Genomic DNA, 22,185 nt, shown 5'->3' with positions numbered 1-22,185 from the left:
CCAACGGGTATACCATGCTGACTATCAAAGACAAAAGTTTCGTTCCGTTTATTGATCAAAACACGCTGAAAAACCGCATTGTTCAGTTGGCCGAACAGATTAATCAGGACTATCGGGACAAGGAGCCCATGCTGGTGGTGGTGCTGAACGGCGCCTTTATCTTCGCGGCTGAACTGATGACGCACCTGACCATTCCGTGCCGGGTCACCTTTATTCGGGTCAGTTCCTACCAACAGACGGCTTCGACGGGTGTCGTCAAACACATCCTGGGTCTGAGCGAATCACTGGCGGGTCAGGATCTAATTCTGATTGAGGACATTATCGATACCGGCCTCACCATTCAGCAGGTATCACAGCAATTGCTGGAGCAGCAACCCGCATCCCTGGAAATCGCAACGATGCTGTTCAAACCGGAATCCTTGCAGATTGACGTCGCCATTAAATACGTCGGTTTCGAAATTCAAAACCAGTTTGTCGTCGGCTACGGGCTGGATTACGACGGTTTTGGCCGCAATACGCAGGAAATCTTCGTGTTAGCCTAACGGTCTACTTCACCCATTACGACATCGATTGAGCCGATAATGGCGACTAAATCGGCCATCATGGCACCTTTGGAAATTTCGCTGATGACCGATAGGTTGTGGTACGAACATGACCGCGCCCGACACCGGAAGGGCATATCGGCCCGGCCGTCGGCCCGGAAGTAGAAACCCAGTTCACCCTTCGGAATTTCGCCCCGGATGTAGAATTCCTGTGCTTTGGGCCGGATTTTCTTGGGTGCCATCGCCTGCGGATCGAAATCCCGGGTGCGTTTCAGATCGCCCGTCAAGCGCGCCAGGCATTGCTCGGCAATTTTCACCGACTCCCAGCATTCCAGCACCCGCACATAATTCCGATCCCAGCAATCGCCCAGCGTCCCGACGGTTCCTTCACCAATCGGAATATCAAATTCCAGTTCAGGATACACGGAATACGCATCGACCCGGCGCAAATCGTAGCGCAAACCCGACGCCCGCAAAACCGGCCCCGAACAGCCGTAATTGATTGCCACCGGCAACGGAAGAACGCCCACATTGGCGGTTCGTTTCACGAAAATCTTGTTTTCGATCACCAGTTGCTGCAATTCCGTCAGCTTTGGTTTCAGGTATTTCAGAAACTCCTGACACCGTTCTTCAAAACCAACCGGCAAATCGTAGTATAAACCGCCAATCCAGATGTAATTATACAGCATCCGCGCTCCACTAACCCATTCCAGCAGCCGCTGAAGGTGTTCGCGGTCGCGCATCATCCACAAAAACGGCGTGTAGGCACCAATATCCAGCGCGTAGGTTCCGATGGCCACGAAGTGAGACGCCAGCCGGTTTAATTCCGAAACCAGCACCCGGATGTATTCGATCCGGCGGCCGTTGGGCGTCGTTAACAGTTCCTTGTCGATGCCAAGCATCCGCTCGACGCCCATGCAAAAAACGTGTTCGCTGTTCATGGCAGCCATATAATCCAAGCGGTCGACAAACGGCAGGATCTGGTTATACGGCAAGGCTTCGGCGTGTTTCTCGAAACAGCGGTGCAGATAGCCCAAATGCGGCACCACATCGACAATGATCTCGCCATCGGTGACGATTTCCAACCGGAGAACACCGTGCGTCGAGGGGTGTTGCGGCCCCATGTTCAGAATCATCTCGCCGGAGCCGAGTTCATCGAGCGTATATTTATTCGGCTCGGAAGCCTGAAACACACCGGGCTGGTAGTCGTATTGGATGGTTTGTGTGGTCATCGTCCGTCAAAGGTCGGCAGGAGACGGTCAAAAGTCAAACCCGGCAGGGTTTTCGGTATACGGTTTTCAGTTTACGGTGGCTGACGCAAGTTTAGGATGAATGCGTCAGCCACCGTAAACTGAAAACCGTATACCGACTCAACAATTATTTCGCTATCAACCATTGTGGTTTTTAAGACTTTATCTTACCTTTGCGTTCCTGTTTGAGAAAATATTTACAGCAATGGCTAAGAAAGGCAATAGAATTCAGGTGATTTTGGAGTGTACGGAGCAGAAGGATACGAATGTACCGGGTACTTCACGCTACATCACCACCAAAAACCGTAAGAATACGCCGAGCCGGATCGAACTGAAAAAGTACAATCCGAACTTGAAGCGCGTAACCGTACACAAAGAAATTAAATAATTGTAACCGCGGGACTGTTCCCGACGATCCAAGATGGCAAAGAAAGTTGTTGCAACCCTGAAGAAGGAAGGTGGCGGTAAGAACTTCGCGAAGATTATCAAAGCCGTGAAGTCGCCGAAAACCGGTGCCTACACCTTTAGAGAAGAAATGGTCCCACTGGAAGAAGTACAAGCCGCGTTGAAAGGCTAGTTTTTCCGGTTTTATGGTACATCGAAAGTCCCCTTTGTGGGACTTTTTTGTTTGTATCTTTGTTCGACAAAACAGACACGAGGCTGTATACGTACGAATCGGCGTCTGTGGTTTGCCATCCAACGTTCTAACGACAAAGCAATGGGTCTGTTTGATTTTTTCTCGAAGGAAAAAAAAGAATCACTCGATAAAGGGCTGGAGAAGTCCAAAGAAAGTTTTTTCTCGAAACTCAACCGCGCCGTCGTTGGCAAATCGACGGTCGATGAGCAGGTTCTGGACGAACTGGAAGAAGTCCTGATTACTTCGGATGTGGGCGTTGGCACCACCGTGAAAATCATCCGGCGCATCGAGGACCGCGTTGCCCGGGATAAATACGTCAGCACGAGTGAACTCGATTCCATCCTGCGGGAGGAAATTGCCGCCTTGCTGGCTGAAAATAAATCTGAGGATGTCGACGATGATTTTTCGTTGCCTGCCGATAAAAAACCGTACGTGATCATGGTCGTCGGCGTCAACGGCGTGGGCAAAACCACCACCATTGGCAAACTGGCCTCGCAGTTTCACAAGCGCGGCTATAAAGTGGTGCTGGGCGCGGGCGATACGTTCCGGGCGGCTGCCGTTACGCAGTTAAAACTGTGGGGCCAACGCGTTGGCGTTCCGGTGATCGAACACGGCATGAACACCGACCCGTCGGCCGTGGCTTTCGACGCCGTTAAAAAAGCGGTAGACATGAACGCCGATGTGGTGATTATCGACACGGCGGGCCGTCTGCACACAAAGGTGAACTTGATGAACGAGTTATCGAAAATCAAGCGGGTGGTGCAGAAATTCCTGCCCGAAGCGCCCCACGAAGTGTTGCTGGTGCTCGACGGGTCGACCGGCCAGAACGCCTTTATTCAGGCGACGGAGTTTACCAAAGCGACGGATGTGACGGCCCTGGCGATCACAAAGTTAGATGGAACAGCCAAAGGCGGTGTGGTGATCGGCATTTCGGATCAGTTCAAGATTCCGGTCAAATACATCGGCGTCGGCGAAAAAATCGAAGATTTACAGACGTTCCACAAGATGGAGTTCGTGGATTCGTTTTTTAAGAAAATTTGACAATGGCAGTTGTAACCGATTTAGAGATAGTTAATCGCGAAGTGACCGACATCATGAAACGGCACTACGGCGATCGGCTGGCCAAAATCTTGCTATTCGGTTCCTATGCCCGGGGCGATTTTCATGAAGAATCAGATGTCGATTATTTAGTGCTGTTGGATGACGAAAATGTTTCTCCCTTCAAAGAAGTAGCTAAGACTGCCGCCGATCGTAATGCTTATTATCTTGAAACATTTATCGATATATCTGCAGTTGTAGTCTCTCATAATAAGTTTCTCACATCGAATCGTATTTTTTTTCGCGAGGTTAGAAAAGACGCTAAATGCATTTATGAGCGATGACCTAAAGGACTGCATTAAGAAAGCGGAAGCCTATCTGGCAAATGCTAAAACATTGGTTTTGACGGAGTTTCCACTTGGTGCTATTACTTCCAGTTATTATTGTTTTTTCTGGCTTGTACGTGGATTACTTTCTGATAAAAATATCATTACAAAACGCCATTCGGCAGCTCGGGAGATGTTCTCCATGCATTTAATCAAGTCAGGTGAAGTGCCTGAACAATTCAAGGATGATTTCAAAATTCTATTTGACCACCGACAAATAGCGGATTATGACCTGGAGGGCGATTTTCCTCTTGAGGAAATTAATGATTTGATCATAAGATCCGAAAATTTCCTCCATTTTGTCAAAGAGAAATATGCCTGACCATCAATTCTCCAACATTCTAAAACCATCTTTGCTCCTGCTGGCGTTTGCTATTTTCACCGCCTGCAAACCCAGCCAGACCAGCAAGTCATTTCAGGGCATTTGCGGAACGGTTCTTTTCAAATCCGGCAACCACATGCCCGGCCCCGACCGCCCAATGCCCAAAGGCCAGCCCGTCGTTCGGGAGGTTTTGATCTATGAATTGACGAAAATTGACCAGACGGAAGCCACCGACGACGGTTTTTACACCAAAATCAACACCCGGCTCATTAAAAAAGTAAAATCTGATCAAGACGGAAAATTTTGCGTCAGTCTGCCCGCCGGTAGTTATTCCGTTTTTGTGCAGGAAGAAAAAGGTTTGTATGCGAACCTCTCCGACGGCCAAAACAACATTTTTCCGGTGACGGTGGCGAAAAACCGCCGGTCAACAATCGCATTTGATATTTCGTATCAGGCGGTATTTTAACCGTCATGAACGCTTTTCTGATCACGGTTTCGGTGCTGGCTCCCTTCGCCTGGGTCATCTACAAGTTGCTTCGCTACACCGCCAAAACCATCGGCGACGAATCGCCGTTAGTGATTGTTGTTAGCTACAAAATCGAAGACTGGGAATACTTTACGCGCTTTGATTACATTCTAAATGTGATTATTACACTGAGTATGGTCTGTGTGCTTTATGCCAGTGTATTTGTACTAATGCCAGCCTCTAACTCCTTTTGGCACTGGATGGTCAGTTTAGGATTGTTTGCGACTTGTCTTTATGCTCTGTGGTTGATTGCTTCTGTTTTTGAGCTGGATTGGCAATATTGGCTCATCACCCGAAACAAAACCGTTACGCTTGACCCAGCAGATAAAAGCCTGACAATCGATACGGCGGAGGAAATAATTCGATTTTCAGCCGATGACGTGCAGGAAATTGAAAAACACGGGTCCGGTCTAAAGTCCAGCAAAATGGTCGCTGGCTACAGTTATCTGATTTTCAAATTGAAGAACGGCCATGCGGTTTACCTCAATCTAAACAAAAGCTACCTCGATTTCGCCATCGACGACTATTTCAAAACCGTCCCGATTCAGTATGTTCCGCACAAAATTCCGTGGATTGTTGCCCCATAACTTTCTCCTGAATTGTACTTTTCCGAACTTTGCCCAAAATACCGGTGTTGTGCCACAACGGTCACCGCTCCGGGTACTTAGCATTCTACTACTTTGAAAACAAAAGGATTACGCACGAATAAAATCAATATCGTCACGCTGGGTTGTTCGAAAAACCTGGTGGATTCGGAAGTATTGTTTACGCAACTGAAAGGCAACGGCTACAACGTTTCGCACGAATCGAAGAAAGACGACGCCAACATTGTGGTCATCAATACCTGCGGTTTTATCGACAATGCAAAGGAAGAATCGATCAACACCATTCTGCGGTATGTGGATGCCAAAGAGGCTGGCGTGGTCGATAAAGTATACGTAACCGGCTGTTTGTCACATCGCTACAAAGATGAACTGGAGATTGAAATGCCGACCGTCGATGCGTGGTTTGGCACCAATGAACTGCCCCGATTGCTGAAAACGCTGAAAGCCGATTACAAACACGAGCTCGTGGGCGAACGGCTTTTGACGACCCCCGCCCATTATGCGTACCTGAAAATTGCGGAAGGCTGCGACCGTCCCTGCTCGTTTTGTGCCATTCCGCTCATGCGCGGACACCACGTTTCGCGTCCGGCGGAAGAATTGATCAAGGAAGCGCAGTCGCTGGCCCGGCGCGGCACCAAAGAACTGATTCTGATTGCCCAGGATTTGACCTATTACGGGCTGGACATTTATAAAAAACGCACGCTGGCCGACCTCATCAACCGCCTGGCCGACGTCGAAGGCATTGAATGGATTCGCTTGCAATACGCTTATCCCTCCGGTTTTCCGATGGATGTGCTCGATGTGATGCGCGAGCGGTCGAACGTTTGTAACTACCTCGACATGCCGCTGCAAACCGGCTCGACCGAACTCCTGAAATCCATGCGCCGGGGCATTACCCGCGAGAAAACCGAAGCCCTGATCGACACCATTCGCGAAAAAGTACCCGGTATTGCGCTCCGAACTACGTTGATTGTCGGCCATCCCGGCGAAACCGAAGCGATGTTTGACGAAACGTACGATTTTGTCGAACGGATGCGGTTCGACCGGCTGGGTGCTTTTACGTATTCCCACGAAGACAACACGCATTCCTACACGATGCCCGACGACGTGCCGGCCGACATCAAGCAGGAACGCGCCGACGCCATCATGGATCTGCAACAGGGCATTTCGTCGGAATTGAATCAGGCCAAACTCGGCAACACCTACAAGGTGCTTTTTGACCGGAAAGAAGGCGGTTTTTTCATTGGCCGGACGGAGTTTGACTCACCCGAAGTCGATAACGAGGTGCTTGTTCCGGCAGGGCAATATGTCCGTCAGGGCGATTTTGCCAGGGTCCGCATTACAGAAGCCCATGAGTTCGACGTATATGGCGTCGTAACCGAATAACAAAAACCGCTAACTCCCTCTCAACCAAGCCGGTTTTTCAGTATATTTGGGGCCGAACCTTCCCGACGGTATGGCTCCTCTTTACCGGCTTGTTGTTTTTCTTTGTCTATTCTCTCCGGTTTTTGTCCGGGCAGACCAACCCGTCATACCCGTTTCATCCGGTAATCAAACCCTGGTTCTCGATCACGATCTCTGGTTCGTTCAGGATACGGCTCATCGGCTAACCATCGATCAGGTCGTGCGACCGGAAATGGCCGCAGCGTTTCAGCCCAGTTCGTCGCCCATTCCGAATTTTGGCTACAGCAGCGGCAACCAGTTTTCACACCCGGTCTGGGTGCGCTTCCGGCTCAAAAACACATCCGATCAAATTCAGGCGCTGTTTTGCGAAATCGATTTCTGGGCCTTCGACGACCTGCAACTGTTTATTACCAACGGGCAGAAGGTCGTTTATACTTCCCCCGTATACGGCTGGAAAACGCCTGTTACGCAAAAAATGGTTTACCACCGCAATTACTGGTTTCCGTTCACGCTGCCTGCCGGGATGGAAGTCACCTGTTACGTTCGGTCGTTCAAAAGCCGGGGCGTCCAGGTCGTTCCGATCACCATTCGGCCACAAGGCGGGCTCGACACCTTCATTCTGGGCGATTACGCGTTCTGGGGTGGTATTTTTGCGGTGTTTCTGTTCGTCATCGCCATCAGTTTTTTCTTTTACCTGACCACCTTCGACCGGATTTATGCGAAGTACATTCTTTGCGTAATCGGTCTGGCGGGGTATTTTTTCATCAACGACGGTTTTTTATACCAGTTCTATTTCGACAGTCAGTTCCGGATGCCCAACCGAAACATCTATTTCGTGTTTCCGTTGCTGCTCTTTTTCTTCCAACTGTTGTTCGTGCGGTCATTTTTGTCGCTGGAAAAAACCCCGAGTCGCCTGTGGCATCGCGTGGCAACGGTGGCGCTGGTGGGTGGCGTCTTCTGTTTGACGTCTTTGCTGGTCGAATGGATTACCTACGTTCCACCCCTGGTCGAGTTGATGGTGATGCGGCTTTTCATTGTTTTTTACTGGCTGCCGATGCCGCTCATCTGGGCTTTCATCGTCATCAACCTCATCCGGGGGTATCGCGTGCAGGAAGCCTGGCTTTATCTGGTGGCCGTCAGCCCGTTTTACACCCTCAATTTTCTGGTGATTCTCTGCAATCTCAAGTTGTTTCCGACCTACGCGTTTCTGGAAAGCTACGAGAATTTCGCCCTGGCAGCTTTGTTTGAAGTAATGGTGCTGACTTTCGGGCTGGCGTACCGGTATAAACTCATCCGCGACCACAACGAACGACTCAGCGAAGAACGCACCCAGCAGCAACGGCTGGCGTTTGAAGCGCACGTGCAGGGGCTTCAGCTCAGAAATGAATCCTTTCAGGAAAAAGAGCGCATTGCCCGCGACTTGCACGACAACGTGGGCGCGCAATTGTCGTTTATTGTCAACAGTTTGCAGCAAATCGCGCGTCAGGCCGAAAAACAGCCGGTCGCCAACACCCGGCCGTTGTCGTCGCAGCTCCGTTCTGTCGTCGATTACACGCGCGAAGCCATCAAGATGCTCCGCGATACCATTTGGGCCATCCACCAGGAGAGTTTTACGCTGGAAGAATTTGAGGAGCGGATCAACCACTACGTCAGCCGGTATTTTCAGCAACTGGACCCCCTCCAAATTACGATCCATACGGAAGGCGAACTCGCCCAGCCGCTGACGTCGGTTCAGGCCCTGAACATGTTCCGGATCATGCAGGAAGCCCTGCACAACGTGGTCAAACACGCCCAGGCTACGGAAGTGACGGTTTTGCTGCTCGCCAAACCCGACGGTTCTTTCCAACTGAGTGTCAGCGATAACGGCAACGGTTTGGCCTGGAATCAGGACGAATCACTCGACAACCATTACGGGTTGCAAAACATGAAAAAACGTGCTGAGGAGTTGGGCGGTCAGTTCCGGATTTACTCCGATCGTGGCACGGTGGTAGAAGTGGCGGTCTGATCGTTATTCCATCCAGACGGTTTTGATATTCAGGAATTCTTTCATCCCAACGTCCGCCAATTCCCGGCCAAATCCCGACAGTTTCACCCCGCCAAAGGGCACCCTAGGGTCGGAACGCATCAGCGAATTGACAAACACCGAACCGGCCTGAATCTGCCGCGCCAGCCGATCGGCCCGGTCAAGATCCTTCGTCCAGAGCGCTGATCCCAGGCCGTAATTGGATCGATTCGCGAGCTTCACCGCATCCTGTTCGTCTTTGGCTTCAACAATAACCGCCAACGGGCCGAACGTTTCCTGATCGAAAGCCGTCATACCCGGTTTTACTTTATCGAGCAAAATCGGTTGCACATTGCAGCCCTCCCGGTTTCCGCTATGCAGAATCCGGGCACCCTGCCGAACGGTTTCCGCACACTGGCTCTCAATCGCTTCGGCCAGATCGACCCGCGCCACTGGCCCCATAGTCGTGGTTTCCAGTGTCGGATCGCCCTGCTGAATGGCTTGAATATGACTGAGAACCCGTTCTGTAAATTCTTTTTTAACCGATTTTTCGACAATAAACCGCTTGGCGGCAATGCAACTTTGCCCGGCGTTCTGCATCCGCGACTGCACGGCGGTTTGGGCGGCTTTTTCCAGATCGGCATCGGCCAGTACAATCAGGGCGTCGCTGCCGCCCAGTTCCAGCACCGATTTTTTGATCTGGCTACCGGCAATTGACGCCACCGACATCCCTGCTTTTTCGCTGCCAGTCAACGTAACGGCTTTCACGCGCGGGTCTTTCAGAACGGTTTCGACGGTTTTCGATTCGATGAGCAGCGACTGAAACGTGCCGGTTGGAAAGTCGCAGGCCCGGAAGATTTCCTCAATTGCCAGCGAACAGCCGCTGACGTTGGCGGCATGTTTCAGCAAACCGACGTTGCCAGCCAGCAACGACGGAATGGCAAACCGGAATACCTGCCAGAACGGAAAATTCCAGGGCATCACGGCCAGCACCACGCCCAGCGGTTCGTAGGCCACAAAACTCTTTTTAGCTTCTGTCTTTATCGTTAGATCAGCCAGAAACCGGGGTGCGTGTTCGACGTAATAATCACATCCAACGGCACATTTTTCAACTTCGGCCACGGCTTCCTTGAGCGTTTTTCCCATTTCAGCCGTCATTAACGCCCCATAGCGCTGTTTTTCTTGGCGCAGATAAGCCGCTACTTTCCGAAAATAAGCCAGACGTTCTTCCAGAGAAAGCGCCGACCAACCCGTAAAAGCGCGGTCGGCCTGTTTGATTTTCCGGTCGAGCGACTGTGCACTCAGGGCCGGATAGGACTTAATTTTTTTCTGGGTATAGGGGTTGACGGATGTAAAGTTCATGGCCTGTGGTTTTTATTCTTAAACAAAAAAATACCCTAACCGACTGACCAGTTAGGGTGAAAATTTCAGCATCAACCGTTATTGTACGCAGTGAATCCCCGACAAGGGGCCGGTATCTTTCTCGATTTCCCGCACCAGCATCACCATCGTATCGATCATTTGCTCGACCCGTTCGCGACCGGCAATAACCTCAAATTTCTCCCGAATCTCCTCCATGCAGTTGAAAACCGCTACCATCAACTGCTTGCCACGTTCGTTGATAAAAATCTGGCTGGAACGCGAATCACGCTCGTTTTTCACCGTATAAATATAGCCGTCGTCTTCCAGCAACTTGACGACCTTGCTCATCGCCTGTTTGGTAACGCCCGCCCGTCTCGCCAACTCATTGTTCGTAATGCCATCCTCCTCCAGATTGGCCAGAAACGCAATATAACTCGCTTTAAAATCCGGAAAACCCAGTTCAGGAAGCCGTTGCTCAATATACCGGCCTATAAACCGCTTCATTTTCGACATGACCCGGCCCAACGTCCGCTCACGCACTTTGTAAAAAAACTGAAAATCAAACGGTTTTTCAACCGCCACCGCTTCGGTATTCATACGTCTTCCTTTGCGTCGTTACAGAGCCGACAAGATACAAACTTTTCACAAGGTGAGGAGCATCTACTGCGTAAACGGTCGTTGGATTGCCCCCGATGCCCGCTATTAAAATCCTGTTAAAGTGCGAAAACAACTAGTCAATTAGGTTGACTATTCTCGAAACTTCTTCTACTTTTGCCCAAAACTAGTCAACTTGGTTTACTAAAACAAGATTCGTATAACTTTTCCTAAAAATGGCAACAGAACAAACCACACCCGTAAAAAAGTATCTCCCCCGTCTGCTCGTGCTGGTCGTTGTGGTGGCGGCTGCTTTCTACGGTTTTCAATCGTATCGCTACAATCAACAGTACGAAACGACCGATAACGCCCAAATTGAGGGCAATACGGCCCCGGTTCTGGCGCGGGTTGCCGGGTATGTGCAACAGGTTGGCATTGAAGATTATGCCGCCGTCCGGCGCGGTCAGGAGCTGATCACCGTCGACCCGCAGGAATATGAAGTGGCGCTGCAACAGGCGGAGGCTGATTACCAGCAAACGCTGGCCGATATTCAAACCGCCCGGGCCGATTTGCAAAATGCCCAGGCCAGTTTCCGGAATGTGCAGCAAAATCTGAAAGTCACCCAGTCGAATGCCAATGTGCAATCACTGCGCGTCTCGAAAGCCGCCAACGACCTCAAACGCGACGAAAATCTGTACAAAGGCCAGTCGCTGACGCAAAAGCAACTGGAAGACAGCCGCAACAACTCCGAGGTTCAGGCCCGGCAATTCGACGCCAACGTGCAGCAGATCGGGCTGGCCAAAACCTCCGAAGCCGTTGCGCAGGCCACCATTGCGAAGGCCCAGGCCAACATTCTGAAAGCGCAGGCGCTGCTGAAAGTGAAACAGGCCGCCATCGACAACGCCAAACTCCGGTTGGGCTACGCCAAAATTACCGCTCCTATCGCCGGTAAGATCGGCAAGAAAAACGTGGTGGTTGGTCAGTATGTGCAGCCCGGCCAGAACCTGTTCACCATCGTCAACGACTCGACGTTCTGGGTGGTAGCCAATTTTAAGGAAACGCAACTGCAACACATGCGCGTCGGGCAACCGGTAGACGTGAAGATCGATGCGTACCCGGATCTGGAAGTCAAAGGCAAGGTCGTTTCGCTCTCGGAAGCGACCGGGGCCAAGTTTGCTTTGCTGCCCGCCGACAATGCCTCCGGCAACTTTGTGAAGGTAACCCAGCGGGTTCCGGTGAAAATTGAAATCGAAAATCCGGCGAAATACAAAGATCTGCTGCGGGCGGGTTTGAGTACGGACGTAGCCGTGAAAGTGCAATAAGATGGCATCAGCAGGATTCAAAAAGTGGATTATCGTCATCACAACCGTGTCGGCGGCCATTCTGGAGCTGATCGACACGTCTATTGTCAACGTCGGGATCACCCAGATGGCGGGCAATCTCGGCGTCACGATTGAAGACATTTCGTGGGTCGTTACGGCCTACGCGATTGCCAACGTAATCATCATTCCGATGACCGGTTTTCTCCAGAACTATTTTGGCCGGAAAACCTACTACATCGGTTCCATCATTCTCTTTACGATTGCGTCTTATTTCTGCGGGATTGCCGACAATCTGTGGACGCTGGTGGCATTTCGTTTTTTGCAGGGAATCGGCGGGGGTGCATTGCTCTCGACCTCGCAGGGCATCATGTACGATGCGTTTCCGCCCTCGCAGCGCGCCATTGCTTCGGCTCTTTTCGGGATGGGTATTGTGATGGGTCCCACCCTAGGGCCTACCCTGGGCGGCTACATCATCGACAATTACCACTGGAGCTGGATGTTTTTCATCAACGTTCCCATCGGGATTCTGGCGGTTTTTCTGTGTTCGACCTTTATCGACAAACAGCCGTCTGAATACAGCATCGATCGCAGTACGATCAAGATCGATCAGATTGGAATTCTGTTGCTGGCCGTCGGTGTCGGGAGTTTGCAGTATGTGCTGGAACGGGGCGAAGCCGACGACTGGTTCGACGACCGCGCCATTCTGTACCTGACCATCATAGCCGCCATTTCCATTCCGCTGTTTCTGTGGTGGGAATTGAAAACCAAGAGTCCGGTGATGGATTTACGGGTGGTGAAAAACCGCAATCTGGCCGTCGGTTCGGTGCTGGTGTTCATCATCGGCTACGGCTTGTTCACCTCGATTCTGCTGTTTCCCCTGTTTGCCCAGCGGATTGTCGGCTATACGGCAACCAAAACCGGGAACATCCTGATTCCGGGCGGGGCGGTGGCGTTGATCATGTTCCCGGTGGTCGGTCGGTCGATGGCGGCTGGCGTTTCTCCACGGATTTTCGCCATTCTCGGCTATCTGGCGTTCATTCTGTTTTGCTACATGATGTCGAACCTCAACGCCGACGCCAGCGAACGCGATTTTACGTGGGCATTGCTGGTGCGCGGAGCCGGTTTAGCGATGATCAATGCGCCGTTGATCAACCAGTCAATTTCGACCCTAAAACCGTCTGAATTGCCAACCGGTATTGCGTTTACCAACATGGTCAGGCAATTGGGCGGAGCATTCGGGGTCGCGATCACCAATACGTACATCGCCCAGCGCAGTGCCGTTCACCGCAACGATCTGGTTTCGAACCTGCAACCCGGTGATGCGTTGACCACCGACCGGTTGAATGCGATGGCCCAGAGCCTGGCGTCCCGGGGTGTCAATGCGTTCGACTCCGTTACGGCCGCCTACCGAAACATGGATGCGCTGATTTCCAAACAGGCGCTGATGGTTTCGTATCTGGACACGTTCCGACTCGCCGGGCTCTTTTTCGTAGTAACCCTGCCGTTGTTATTTCTGATGCAGAACAAAAAAATGGACCCCGCAGCCGCCAAAGCCGCAGCCGATGCCGCCCACTAACCAGCCGACCAATCAAGAATCTCATACGAAAACACAATGAAACCATTTAGTCTCTTTTTTCTCCTCACGCTGATTGCGGCAACCGCAGGGGCACAGTCGATTCCAGACGACTTGCGGGGGCTTATCAATCAGGCCAATATCAACTATCCGCGTCTGAAAGAGCAACAGCAACAACTCCGGGCGGGCGAGGTACACGTGGCCATTGCCCGTTCGGCCTACCAGCCCAACATTACCGGCAACGGTATTTATCAATATGTTACGCCCGTAGCAAAGGCAACCTTGCCGGTTAACGGTCAGGACGCCACGATTCAGTTTCAGCCCAACCACAACCTCAATGCGAACATTGGCATCGGGCAAACCCTGTATGACTTTGGCCGGACGGATGCCAGCATCAAACAGGCCGTCGATCAGGTGCAGTTGCTGCGCCGAAATCTGGAGCTGACCCGGCAAAACCTGGGCTATCAGGTGGCTGCGGTTTATTATGGCATCGGTTTTCTGGAAAAAAGTATGGTGGTTCAGGATTCGGTTATTAAAGTTGCGCAAGGCAATATTCAGATTTTTGCCAATCGCTTACAGAATGGCGAGGCTTTGCAGTATGATTTACTGACGCAGCAGGTTCGGTTGAAAACCGCCCAGAATCGAAAAATTGATCTGCAAAACAATCTGGAGCGGCAACGGGCGTTATTGACGTATCTGACCGGCGATCCAAATCCGGCCATCAGCCCTGTTGCCGTCCAGTTCGATGCGCAGGTTCAGCCATTCACACTGGAAGGAAGCCTGCAAACGGCTCAATCAACAAATAAAGAAGTACAACTAGCGCAAGACCGGGTACGGGCGGCCCAAACCGATGTGTTAGCCAACGACCGCAGTGGACGGCCTAACCTGAGTTTTAACGGTTCAGCGGGGTACAAAAACGGGTATTTACCGGAAATTGGCGCGCTGAGGTTTAACGTAGCCGCCGGGGTCAATCTGACAATACCGATTTATGCCGGCAAACGATACAACTTGCAAAACCAGGCCGCCCGTCTGAATCTGGACGCCAGCCGGTATGCGGTAGAGAACGCCAACGCCCAGTTGCGGCAGAGTCTGGAACAATTGAATGCCGATATTCGGAGTAACCGGCAACGGTTACAGAACCTGGAAACGCAGGTGTTACAAGCCCGGAAAGCGCTCGAAATTGCGCAGATCCGGTTAACTTCCGGTGTCATTACACCCGTTGAGTTGCAGAGCACGGAAACCGGTGTGGAAGAAGCGGAACTGGCCCGATTAAACTATCAGTACCAACTATTGCTCAATCATTTAGAGTATAAACGATTACTGGGCGAAAATTTATAGGTACCGGAAACGAAAAGTTGATTGTCTGGCAAACTAAAAAAGAAAACAGACGGTTCTTTCAACGTGGCCACGTACACAAATAGCCGCTCTCACACACCAGCAGATGCTCGTCTGCACGACTAGACAACCTGAAAACAGTTTACGACTATGAAAGATCGCGTAACCAACATCCTCAAGAACTTCGGCATCAAGGAATCGGCCATTCATCCTACCGTTCACTTTACGCGCGACCTGGGCCTCGACAGCCTGGACACAGTTGATTTGATCATGCAGTTGGAACAGGAATTCGGTGTTCGGATTCCCGACGAAGATTACTCGAAACTGACCACTTTTCAGGGGGTTGTAGACTATTTGCAGACGGAGCAGCACGTTGCCATGCAGGACTAAGCCAGACTAAAAAATAGAATATGAAACGAGCCGACGCGCGTCTCCTTCCGGAATCGCGCGTCGGCTCGTTTTTATGCGCTACACCTCCATACTCACCAGCGCACTGCTACAATTATCAGAATAGGGCGAAAACGATCTTTCTAAAAGATTGAGCCGCCCCAAACAAACTGATCGAACCCACTGGCGGGTTGGAATCGCCCCGTCAGCCAGCTTTCAGTTAAGTTAATACTCTTTGCCCTTTCATTTACCGTCATCAGATCATGCGGAGTACAGGTTTCCTTCACCTCAATGGCCGTCTGACGGTTCAGCACAAAGTCAATCTCCATTCCGGTGGTTCGCTGGTAATACTGCACCTTACCCAAACGGGCCAACTGATTGGCAATGACATTCTCAAAAACCTGACCACCACTCACCTGGCCGATTGTCTGAAGCAGTCCTGTATCCGCGAAATAAAGCTTGGGCTGTTTGGAAAGCTCCTTATCCAACCCACTGGTGAAAGGCGTTGTGGTTTGGATAAAATAGGTATATTCCAATAAATGCACGTAGTCTTTCAACTTATTTCGATTCAGCCCAACGAGACTCGACAACTTCGAATAATCAATACGGCTCCCCACCCGACTCGAAAGCATGGCAATCAGTTTGTAAAGTGTATCACTAACACTAAAATCTGACAACAGCCTGACATCCAGCTCTATGTAAGCATTTAATACATCTTTTAAATAGTCAGTTTTTGCGGCTTCGCTATCGGCTAACACAACTTCCGGAAAACCACCAAATCGAAGATACTCCTCGTAGTACCCTTTCCATTTATCGTAAAAAGTAAATAGAAAAGGCTGCATCCGCCCGGTTTGCAGGAGGGTGGTATCCTCATTTTTGAACCGCACAAATTCTTCAAAATCCAGCGGGCTCATTTCAAAGATTTGTTTTCGACCAGCTAGGCTTTCCGCGAAATGATTACGAAGATAGAAAGAACTGGAACCCGTTACGAGAAACTTAATCCCGTAGGTGTCATAAAGACTCTTGATGACACTTGGGCTGTTGGGAACCAATTGGATTTCGTCCAGAGCAAGTACCGCCGGTTTATCCAGACTCAAGCCCAGTGAAACGAGTCCGCGTTCAATATCATTGTAAGAATTCTGATTAAAAAGGATACGGTTTTCTATCCGTTCAAAATCCAGATAAAGCGTGTTGGCGTGTGGAATTTTGCTGAGCAAATGCCGTAAAGCCGTAGATTTCCCTACGCGTCGCATACCGGTAATAACCGTTACCTGTTTGCGATTAAGATGCGCTTCTAAAGAACTGTATATCCTTCTTTCAACCATTTTATCGGATAATTTGCACAGAACTTGTGCAAATTATCCGATAAAATGCATAACCCCCAAAATTTTGGACAAAATATCGGAATTTACACTTCCATACTCACCAGCGCACTGCCCCGCAAAACCGGGATGACGTCGTATAGATCGTGCTGCAAACAGTAGATAATGTCCTTGTGGATGCTGAGCCGGTGGAGCCGCCGGACGTGGGAAGACGGCGCCAGGTAGGCAGGCAGGTCGTTTTTCGCCTGGCCATACAGCCGTAAGGCCATTAGCCCGCTGTCTTCCGGAACCATGTATTCGTCCTTAAGCCGCTCGATCAGCGCCCCGGCAAACAGGGTATCTTCCAGATTGACGCGCCCTTTCCAGCCTGCACACAAGATCAGAACGTCGTAGCGTTCGCCCTGGAGAAACCGCGCCACCGCTTCCAGATTCAGGAATGACCCGACCAGTACTTTCACCGCGTTTCGTGAGCGTGTGATGGCGTAGGTGCCGTTGGTGGTCGTCATGGCGATGTCGGCGCCGATCAGCCGCTCGTCCATGTAGCTGAACGGTGAATTATCCAGCTCGAAACCGTCCACTTTCTTGGCGTTTCGTTCGGCTGCGGCCAGATAGCCCCGGCCCTGCAACTGGCTGCACTCCTCAACCGTCGCCACCGGCGTGATGCTGTTGACGCCGTGGGCAAAAGCGGTCACCATACACGAGGTAGCCCGGAATACGTCCGCTACGACAACAATTGAATTTTCGAGAGAATCGGCATGCAGGTGGAGTAAATCGGGAGTCAGGCAGACGTCGATAGTTTTCAAAATAGCGGTTTTTAATGTTTACGGTTTTCAGTATTCGGTTTACGGTGGCTGACGCGCGAAGTCTAACGCGTCAGCCACCGTAAACCGAATACTGAAAACCGTAAACAGACTTTAATTCTTTACAAAAGGTAATTTCACGACCTGCGCCTTCAACAGCCGGTCGCGGACTTTGACAAATAGTTCGGAACCCGGTTTGCTGTATTCCGTCGGAACGTAGCCCATGCCGATGCCCTTGCTGAGCGTGGGCGACTGGGTGCCGGACGTGACTTCACCGATGCGGTTTCCATCAGCGTCGCAAAGCTCGTAATGGCTCCGCGGAATGCCCCGGTCGATGAGTTCAAATCCGACCAGTTTCCGTTTCAAACCGTCCTTCTTCTGATTTTGCAGGTTTTCGGAATTGACAAACGGCTTGGTAAATTTCGTCACCCAGCCCAAACCGGCTTCCAGCGGAGAAATCGTGTCGTCTACGTCGTTTCCGTAGAGACAATAGCCCATTTCGAGTCGCAACGTATCCCGCGCGCCCAATCCGATGGGCTGGATGCCGTAAGGTTCGCCGGCTTTCATGATCGCATTCCAAACAGCTTCGGCCTGTTCGTTGGCCACGTAAATTTCAAAACCGCCCGCACCGGTGTAGCCCGTTGCCGAGACAATGACGTTGGGAAAACCGGCAAAATCCGTTTTTTCGAAGGTATAATACGACATCGACTCCAGCAGGACGTTGGTCAGCGGTTGCAGTGCCTGAGCCGCCAGGGGCCCCTGAACGGCGAACAGACAGGTGCCGTCCGAGATGTTGATCATCTCCAGACCGCTTTCGAAATCGTTCTGGCTCTGGATCCAGTTCCAGTCTTTTTCGATGTTCGACGCATTTACCACCAGCATATATTCTAACTTGTTAATCTGATAGATCAGCAGATCGTCGACCACGCCCCCCTGATCATTGGGCAGGTAGCTGTATTGCACTTTGCCGTCGTAGAGCAGCGAGGCATCATTGGCCGACACTTTCTGAATCAGATCAAGGGCTTTTTCACCTTTCAAAATGAACTCACCCATGTGGGACACATCGAAAATTCCGACGGCATTGCGGACGGTCTGGTGCTCCAGAAGATCGGACGAATACCGCACCGGCATCAAAAATCCGGCAAACGGCACCATTTTTGCCCCGAGTTGTTCGTGAATCGTTTCGAGCGGTACGTGCTTTAAATCCATAAAACGGAAGAATTGTGAATGCGATTCGGATTCCGGTTCAACGCATTGATCGCGCTCTTTATCCATTCACCCGAATTACAAAACTACCGAATTGTTGACGGTTTTCCATGTATACGACCACCTGCTGCCGGTTTCTGTTTGCCTTTGTTTTTTTATTCAGCCCTGTATGGATGCTTGCTCAAACGACTATTAGGGGGCAAGTTCAGGTTGATAGCACCAATCAGCCGGTTTCCTACGCGCTGATCAGCGAGCCACAGCACCGGTTTGGCACCTACGCCGACGCGCAGGGACGGTTTTCGGCCCCGATTCCGGAGGGCATCGACACGCTCCTGATTAGCTGCGTCGGCTTTGAGAATCTGCTGCTGCCACTGGCCGGTTTGTCGGACAGCACGGCGGTTTACCGGCTGCGGGCCAAACCGAACGTGCTGACCGAAATTGTGGTTCGGGGCCGAAAACCGAAGGTGGTGGCCGTTGGGGCCATTCGGAAGCGCGCGCCGATTGTCTGGGGCAACTGCTCGGGCCGGAACATCGAATTTGCGTTGCACGTCCGCAATACCAAAGGCATTCGGGGGTATCTGCACCGGGTTTCGTATCTGATTGCACGCGGGGGTGTGGCGACGGCACCGTTTCGGGTGCGCATTTACGCCAACGCGGACGGCGAACCGGGCGAGGACCGGCTGCCTCAGAGCGTAGTGACGGCGGCCCGGCGGGGCAACGCCTGGTGCGAGGTCGATCTGTCGCGCTACCAGATTGAATTTCCGAAAGAAGGTCTCTTCATCGCGATGGAATGGCTCCCGACCAACGAAGACCGGTATCAATTCGCGACCTCGTTCAAAATGCCGGACGGTCAGAAGAATGTGCGGGAGTGTTTCGGGCAATACCTGGCCTTTAACCGGGAGCTACGAACGGCAACCTACTGGGAGCGCATTAACGGCGGCACCTGGCGACGCAACGCACCCCTCTCGCGGGTCGGAATGGGCGAGCATCCGGTGATTCAGGCGAAGATTGCGCTGGAGTGATATACTTAATGTATTTTTGTTCACTATGAGTAAACTTGTTTCAACAAGAAGATGTTTAACATCATAGCACATCGAACTTTATTGGATTACTGCAGGCTATATCCACAAGCCGCTAACGCACTGAAACAATGGTATGCAGAGCTACAGGGACGGGAATTTACTACCTTCAATGAACTGAAAGCCGTCTATGGTTCTGTTAGTATTGTTGCTGATGATCGGGTAGTTTTTAATATAATGGGCAATAAATACCGGCTGGTTGTTCGAATGGTATTCGACTATAAAACCATTCAAATCAAGTGGTTTGGCACTCATGCAGAATACGATAAGGTTGACGTAACAACAGTACAATACCAGAAACTATGAAACTGAAGCCCATTAAAACCGAGCAGGAGTACGACGAAGTGATGGCTTGGGTAGACGAGCAATTTGATCAGAAATTGCGGCCCGATAGTCCTGAGGGAGAAACCTTGCAAGTCGCATTATTGCTGGTGAAAGCGTACGAAGATGAGCATCATCCCATTCCAGCTCCCGATCCTATTGAAGCTATTCGCCTAAAAATGGAAGAAAAAGGAGTCAGGAATAAAGATTTTGTCGGAAAACTGGGTAGTAAGAGCTATATCTCAGCCGTATTAAATCGGCGTAAACCGCTAACGCTGGCTATGGCAAAATTTTTCCACAAAGAGCTAGGAGTACCGGCCAGTGTATTGCTGGCTTAAGAAAACAGCACTTATTGATTAGGCGGAGTTAATCGTTATGCGACCGGAAGACCCCTGGCAATTTCCTTTTACCTTATTCAAGCAAACGCCCTGACTCGATTGGTCAAGGCGTTTGCAATCAGAGAACCGGCGTAGCGTCAACTCGCCAGAAAGTTAACAGCCTGTTTCAGGGTGCGCTCGTTCCCGGTTTCGGGGTCGCTATACGACCGCTCACCCACCTCGATCGTTAATTCTTTCCCCATCAACTGTTTGGTATCGAGTTCTTTGCCTTCCTGGGCTTTGATCCCAACCTGATCGAACAGGCTGATGATCGCGGGCATACCCGCCGGGGATTGATAAAACCGGTGGGAAACGTAACCCGATTCGTTTTCAAACCGGACGGCAAAGAACGGAATGCCTTTGCGTTCGCTAACGCCCTCCTCAATGTGCGTGATCGTAACGGTTTGCCGGCCATCGGCCAGTACCGCTTTGTCCTGCCCTTCTTCTACTGCGATTTTCATAGCGTTGATTGTATCGTATATTTATATCATACAACCGACTAAAAGCAAGAGTTGTTTAAATTTCCAGGTTTTCAGGTGACAAAAAATGATTTTTCGATGTAAATAGCCTTAATTCGGACCAATTTTTATATTTTAGATATATTATAAACTTTGGAGCAACAAGTTTTTACAATCCGCCCAACTGGAAACCCTTTCAATCAGTTTTTATATCCTTTTCCTTCAACGAACGCTTTCTGATGGTATACTTATCTTCTATCAACTCATGTGGATCGTTTTTTCGTTACTGGCCGCTTTAGCTTCCGCTGTCGTAGTGACATTGTCTAAAGCAGGCATCAAGCAGGTCGATTCCAGCCTGGCGTTTGCGATCCAATCGGTTTGCATCCTCCTGGTGTCGTGGGGCGTCGTGATCGGGCAAGGCAATCTGCCGGATGTCAGTCGCATTGAACGGCGGGTCTGGATTTACCTGATCGCTGCGGGCATCATCACCTGTGTCTCGTCACTGCTCACATTTCGGGCGTTGAAGTTAGGCGATGCCTCCCGCACGTCTCCACTGGACAAAATCTCGCTGGTGTTTACGATTATCCTGGCGGTTATCTTCCTGAAAGAAAAAATCAACTGGCAAGTCATTGCGGGCGCCGTCCTGATGGCCGGTGGGGCCGTACTGATCGCCCTGTCGAAGGAGTAGCATTCAATCCTTCGCCGGTTTCGCGCCGGGCAGGCGACTTTTCAGAAAGGCAATCTGGCCCCGGTGGTTCGATTCGTGCTCGCAGACGTGGAACCATTTCCAGTAGGCATTGACAGGTTGCTGTTTCGACCAAACCGGGTCGAGCGCCAGCAGCCACTCATCATCTTTGGTTTTGAGCAGGTTCAGCGTTTTATCGCGCACGGCAGCCAGTTTGTCCAGGTAATAATTCACCTCGTGGCCTCTGATCTCTTTCCGCCCGGCATCGCCCAGCGCCATCGCGGCCCCCCATTCCTTTTTTTCCTCCTCGTTGAATTCCTGTCGTCCTTCGAATGTATTGATCTGGTAGAACTTATCCGTTGCCCCCAGATGCAGCAACAAACTGCCGATGGTATTGGCGTGGGCATCGAACAGAAAATCGAGTTGCGCTCTGGTCATGCCTTTCACCGAACGGATGATGGTGTCCCGGTTGTAGTTCAGCATCGAAACGAGCGTGCCAATTTGGGGACTGTAGCCCTTCAACGGCCCGATCACGAGCAGGTTGTCTTCCGGAGCAAAACCGTGGACGGTGGGAGAAAGCAGCCCCGGCAGGCTGAGCCCTGCCGTTAAACTACCATTCAGAAAGGTTCGACGCGAAATGAGAGAATTCATA

General features: G+C 51.0%; 26 protein-coding genes. 18 read left to right on the top strand and 8 right to left on the bottom strand.

What is annotated here, in order from left to right; genetic code table 11:
* The first annotated feature begins 14 nt into the window (after positions 1-14).
* Positions 15-542, top strand: a complete 528-nt coding sequence (gene hpt / locus ACS5NO_RS00315; protein WP_439413366.1) for a hypoxanthine phosphoribosyltransferase — start codon at positions 15-17, stop codon at positions 540-542.
* On the opposite strand, the gene ACS5NO_RS00310 is transcribed toward hpt, so the two are convergent.
* Positions 539-1,774 carry an NADH-quinone oxidoreductase subunit D gene (locus ACS5NO_RS00310; protein WP_439413365.1) on the bottom strand — a complete coding sequence of 412 codons (1,236 nt, stop codon included), beginning with the start codon at positions 1,772-1,774 and terminating at the stop codon, positions 539-541. The genes hpt and ACS5NO_RS00310 overlap by 4 nt on opposite strands.
* A gap of 223 nt (positions 1,775-1,997) precedes the next feature.
* Here ACS5NO_RS00310 and rpmG point away from each other — a divergent pair, with 223 nt between their 5' ends.
* The 9 genes from rpmG (at position 1,998) to ACS5NO_RS00265 (ending at position 8,715) form a co-directional block, all read left to right on the top strand.
* Positions 1,998-2,180 (top strand): 50S ribosomal protein L33, encoded by a 183-nt coding sequence (rpmG, locus tag ACS5NO_RS00305; protein ID WP_038121932.1) that lies wholly within the window; start codon positions 1,998-2,000, stop codon positions 2,178-2,180.
* A 33-nt stretch (positions 2,181-2,213) separates the two neighbouring features.
* Positions 2,214-2,369 carry a DUF4295 domain-containing protein gene (locus ACS5NO_RS00300; RefSeq protein ID WP_111626371.1) on the top strand — a complete coding sequence of 52 codons (156 nt, stop codon included), beginning with the start codon at positions 2,214-2,216 and terminating at the stop codon, positions 2,367-2,369.
* 141 nt (positions 2,370-2,510) lie between these two features.
* Positions 2,511-3,470: a signal recognition particle-docking protein FtsY gene (ftsY, locus tag ACS5NO_RS00295; RefSeq protein ID WP_138993040.1), complete on the top strand. Its 960-nt coding sequence runs from the start codon at positions 2,511-2,513 to the stop codon at positions 3,468-3,470.
* A 2-nt stretch (positions 3,471-3,472) separates the two neighbouring features.
* Positions 3,473-3,811 (top strand): nucleotidyltransferase domain-containing protein, encoded by a 339-nt coding sequence (locus tag ACS5NO_RS00290; protein ID WP_439413364.1) that lies wholly within the window; start codon positions 3,473-3,475, stop codon positions 3,809-3,811.
* Positions 3,801-4,175, top strand: coding sequence for a HEPN domain-containing protein (locus ACS5NO_RS00285; protein ID WP_439413363.1), 375 nt, complete (start codon positions 3,801-3,803; stop codon positions 4,173-4,175). The genes ACS5NO_RS00290 and ACS5NO_RS00285 overlap by 11 nt, the downstream gene beginning before the upstream one ends.
* A complete protein-coding gene (locus tag ACS5NO_RS00280) occupies positions 4,168-4,641 on the top strand; it encodes a hypothetical protein (protein WP_439413362.1) in 474 nt (157 codons plus the stop codon). The genes ACS5NO_RS00285 and ACS5NO_RS00280 overlap by 8 nt, the downstream gene beginning before the upstream one ends.
* 5 nt (positions 4,642-4,646) lie before the next feature.
* A complete protein-coding gene (locus ACS5NO_RS00275; RefSeq protein ID WP_439413361.1) occupies positions 4,647-5,288 on the top strand; it encodes a PH domain-containing protein in 642 nt (213 codons plus the stop codon).
* Positions 5,289-5,381: 93 nt separating this feature from the next.
* Complete coding sequence (gene rimO, locus ACS5NO_RS00270) at positions 5,382-6,692, top strand: 30S ribosomal protein S12 methylthiotransferase RimO (protein WP_439413360.1); 1,311 nt, start codon at positions 5,382-5,384, stop codon at positions 6,690-6,692.
* Positions 6,693-6,762: 70 nt separating this feature from the next.
* Positions 6,763-8,715: a sensor histidine kinase gene (locus tag ACS5NO_RS00265; RefSeq protein WP_439413359.1), complete on the top strand. Its 1,953-nt coding sequence runs from the start codon at positions 6,763-6,765 to the stop codon at positions 8,713-8,715.
* A gap of 3 nt (positions 8,716-8,718) precedes the next feature.
* Here ACS5NO_RS00265 and ACS5NO_RS00260 read toward each other — a convergent pair whose 3' ends face one another.
* On the bottom strand, positions 8,719-10,074 hold the full coding sequence (locus ACS5NO_RS00260) for an NAD-dependent succinate-semialdehyde dehydrogenase (protein ID WP_439413358.1): 1,356 nt from the start codon (positions 10,072-10,074) through the stop codon (positions 8,719-8,721).
* 78 nt (positions 10,075-10,152) lie between these two features.
* Complete coding sequence (locus ACS5NO_RS00255) at positions 10,153-10,671, bottom strand: MarR family winged helix-turn-helix transcriptional regulator (protein WP_439413357.1); 519 nt, start codon at positions 10,669-10,671, stop codon at positions 10,153-10,155.
* A gap of 233 nt (positions 10,672-10,904) precedes the next feature.
* Here ACS5NO_RS00255 and ACS5NO_RS00250 point away from each other — a divergent pair, with 233 nt between their 5' ends.
* From ACS5NO_RS00250 to acpP, 4 genes are all read left to right on the top strand, one after another.
* Entirely contained in the window at positions 10,905-11,990 is a 1,086-nt protein-coding gene (locus tag ACS5NO_RS00250) for an HlyD family secretion protein (protein WP_439413356.1), read from the top strand.
* A gap of 1 nt (position 11,991) precedes the next feature.
* Positions 11,992-13,566, top strand: a complete 1,575-nt coding sequence (locus ACS5NO_RS00245) for a DHA2 family efflux MFS transporter permease subunit (RefSeq protein ID WP_439413355.1) — start codon at positions 11,992-11,994, stop codon at positions 13,564-13,566.
* Between the two features lie 36 nt (positions 13,567-13,602).
* Positions 13,603-14,901: a TolC family protein gene (locus ACS5NO_RS00240; protein WP_439413354.1), complete on the top strand. Its 1,299-nt coding sequence runs from the start codon at positions 13,603-13,605 to the stop codon at positions 14,899-14,901.
* 147 nt (positions 14,902-15,048) lie between these two features.
* Entirely contained in the window at positions 15,049-15,288 is a 240-nt protein-coding gene (gene acpP, locus ACS5NO_RS00235; protein WP_114406463.1) for an acyl carrier protein, read from the top strand.
* Positions 15,289-15,428: 140 nt separating this feature from the next.
* Here acpP and ACS5NO_RS00230 read toward each other — a convergent pair whose 3' ends face one another.
* From ACS5NO_RS00230 to gcvT, 3 genes are all read right to left on the bottom strand, one after another.
* Positions 15,429-16,610, bottom strand: coding sequence for an ATP-binding protein (locus ACS5NO_RS00230; protein ID WP_439413353.1), 1,182 nt, complete (start codon positions 16,608-16,610; stop codon positions 15,429-15,431).
* 83 nt (positions 16,611-16,693) lie between these two features.
* Entirely contained in the window at positions 16,694-17,410 is a 717-nt protein-coding gene (locus ACS5NO_RS00225; RefSeq protein ID WP_439413352.1) for a 2-phosphosulfolactate phosphatase, read from the bottom strand.
* 111 nt (positions 17,411-17,521) lie between these two features.
* Complete coding sequence (gene gcvT, locus ACS5NO_RS00220; RefSeq protein WP_439413351.1) at positions 17,522-18,616, bottom strand: glycine cleavage system aminomethyltransferase GcvT; 1,095 nt, start codon at positions 18,614-18,616, stop codon at positions 17,522-17,524.
* Between the two features lie 107 nt (positions 18,617-18,723).
* Between gcvT and ACS5NO_RS00215 the strand changes: the two genes are divergently transcribed.
* The 3 genes from ACS5NO_RS00215 to ACS5NO_RS00205 are packed head-to-tail and all read left to right on the top strand — an operon-like array spanning position 18,724 to position 20,351.
* Positions 18,724-19,635 (top strand): carboxypeptidase-like regulatory domain-containing protein, encoded by a 912-nt coding sequence (locus ACS5NO_RS00215; protein WP_439413350.1) that lies wholly within the window; start codon positions 18,724-18,726, stop codon positions 19,633-19,635.
* Between the two features lie 51 nt (positions 19,636-19,686).
* Positions 19,687-19,998 carry a type II toxin-antitoxin system HigB family toxin gene (locus ACS5NO_RS00210; protein WP_439413349.1) on the top strand — a complete coding sequence of 104 codons (312 nt, stop codon included), beginning with the start codon at positions 19,687-19,689 and terminating at the stop codon, positions 19,996-19,998.
* Positions 19,995-20,351 (top strand): helix-turn-helix domain-containing protein, encoded by a 357-nt coding sequence (locus tag ACS5NO_RS00205; protein WP_439413348.1) that lies wholly within the window; start codon positions 19,995-19,997, stop codon positions 20,349-20,351. The genes ACS5NO_RS00210 and ACS5NO_RS00205 overlap by 4 nt, the downstream gene beginning before the upstream one ends.
* Positions 20,352-20,488: 137 nt before the next feature.
* Here ACS5NO_RS00205 and ACS5NO_RS00200 read toward each other — a convergent pair whose 3' ends face one another.
* Positions 20,489-20,851, bottom strand: a complete 363-nt coding sequence (locus ACS5NO_RS00200; RefSeq protein WP_439413347.1) for a hypothetical protein — start codon at positions 20,849-20,851, stop codon at positions 20,489-20,491.
* 262 nt (positions 20,852-21,113) lie between these two features.
* Between ACS5NO_RS00200 and ACS5NO_RS00195 the strand changes: the two genes are divergently transcribed.
* Positions 21,114-21,536, top strand: coding sequence for an EamA family transporter (locus tag ACS5NO_RS00195; protein WP_150877127.1), 423 nt, complete (start codon positions 21,114-21,116; stop codon positions 21,534-21,536).
* A 3-nt stretch (positions 21,537-21,539) separates the two neighbouring features.
* Here ACS5NO_RS00195 and ACS5NO_RS00190 read toward each other — a convergent pair whose 3' ends face one another.
* Positions 21,540-22,184, bottom strand: a complete 645-nt coding sequence (locus tag ACS5NO_RS00190; protein ID WP_439413346.1) for a DinB family protein — start codon at positions 22,182-22,184, stop codon at positions 21,540-21,542.
* Position 22,185: the final 1 nt, after the last annotated feature.

This window comes from Larkinella fluvii, assembly GCF_051857545.1.
In the GTDB taxonomy this organism is placed as follows: domain Bacteria; phylum Bacteroidota; class Bacteroidia; order Cytophagales; family Spirosomataceae; genus Larkinella.
The sequence above is the reverse complement of the archived record's forward strand: the minus strand, read 5'-3'. Positions and strand labels throughout refer to the sequence as shown.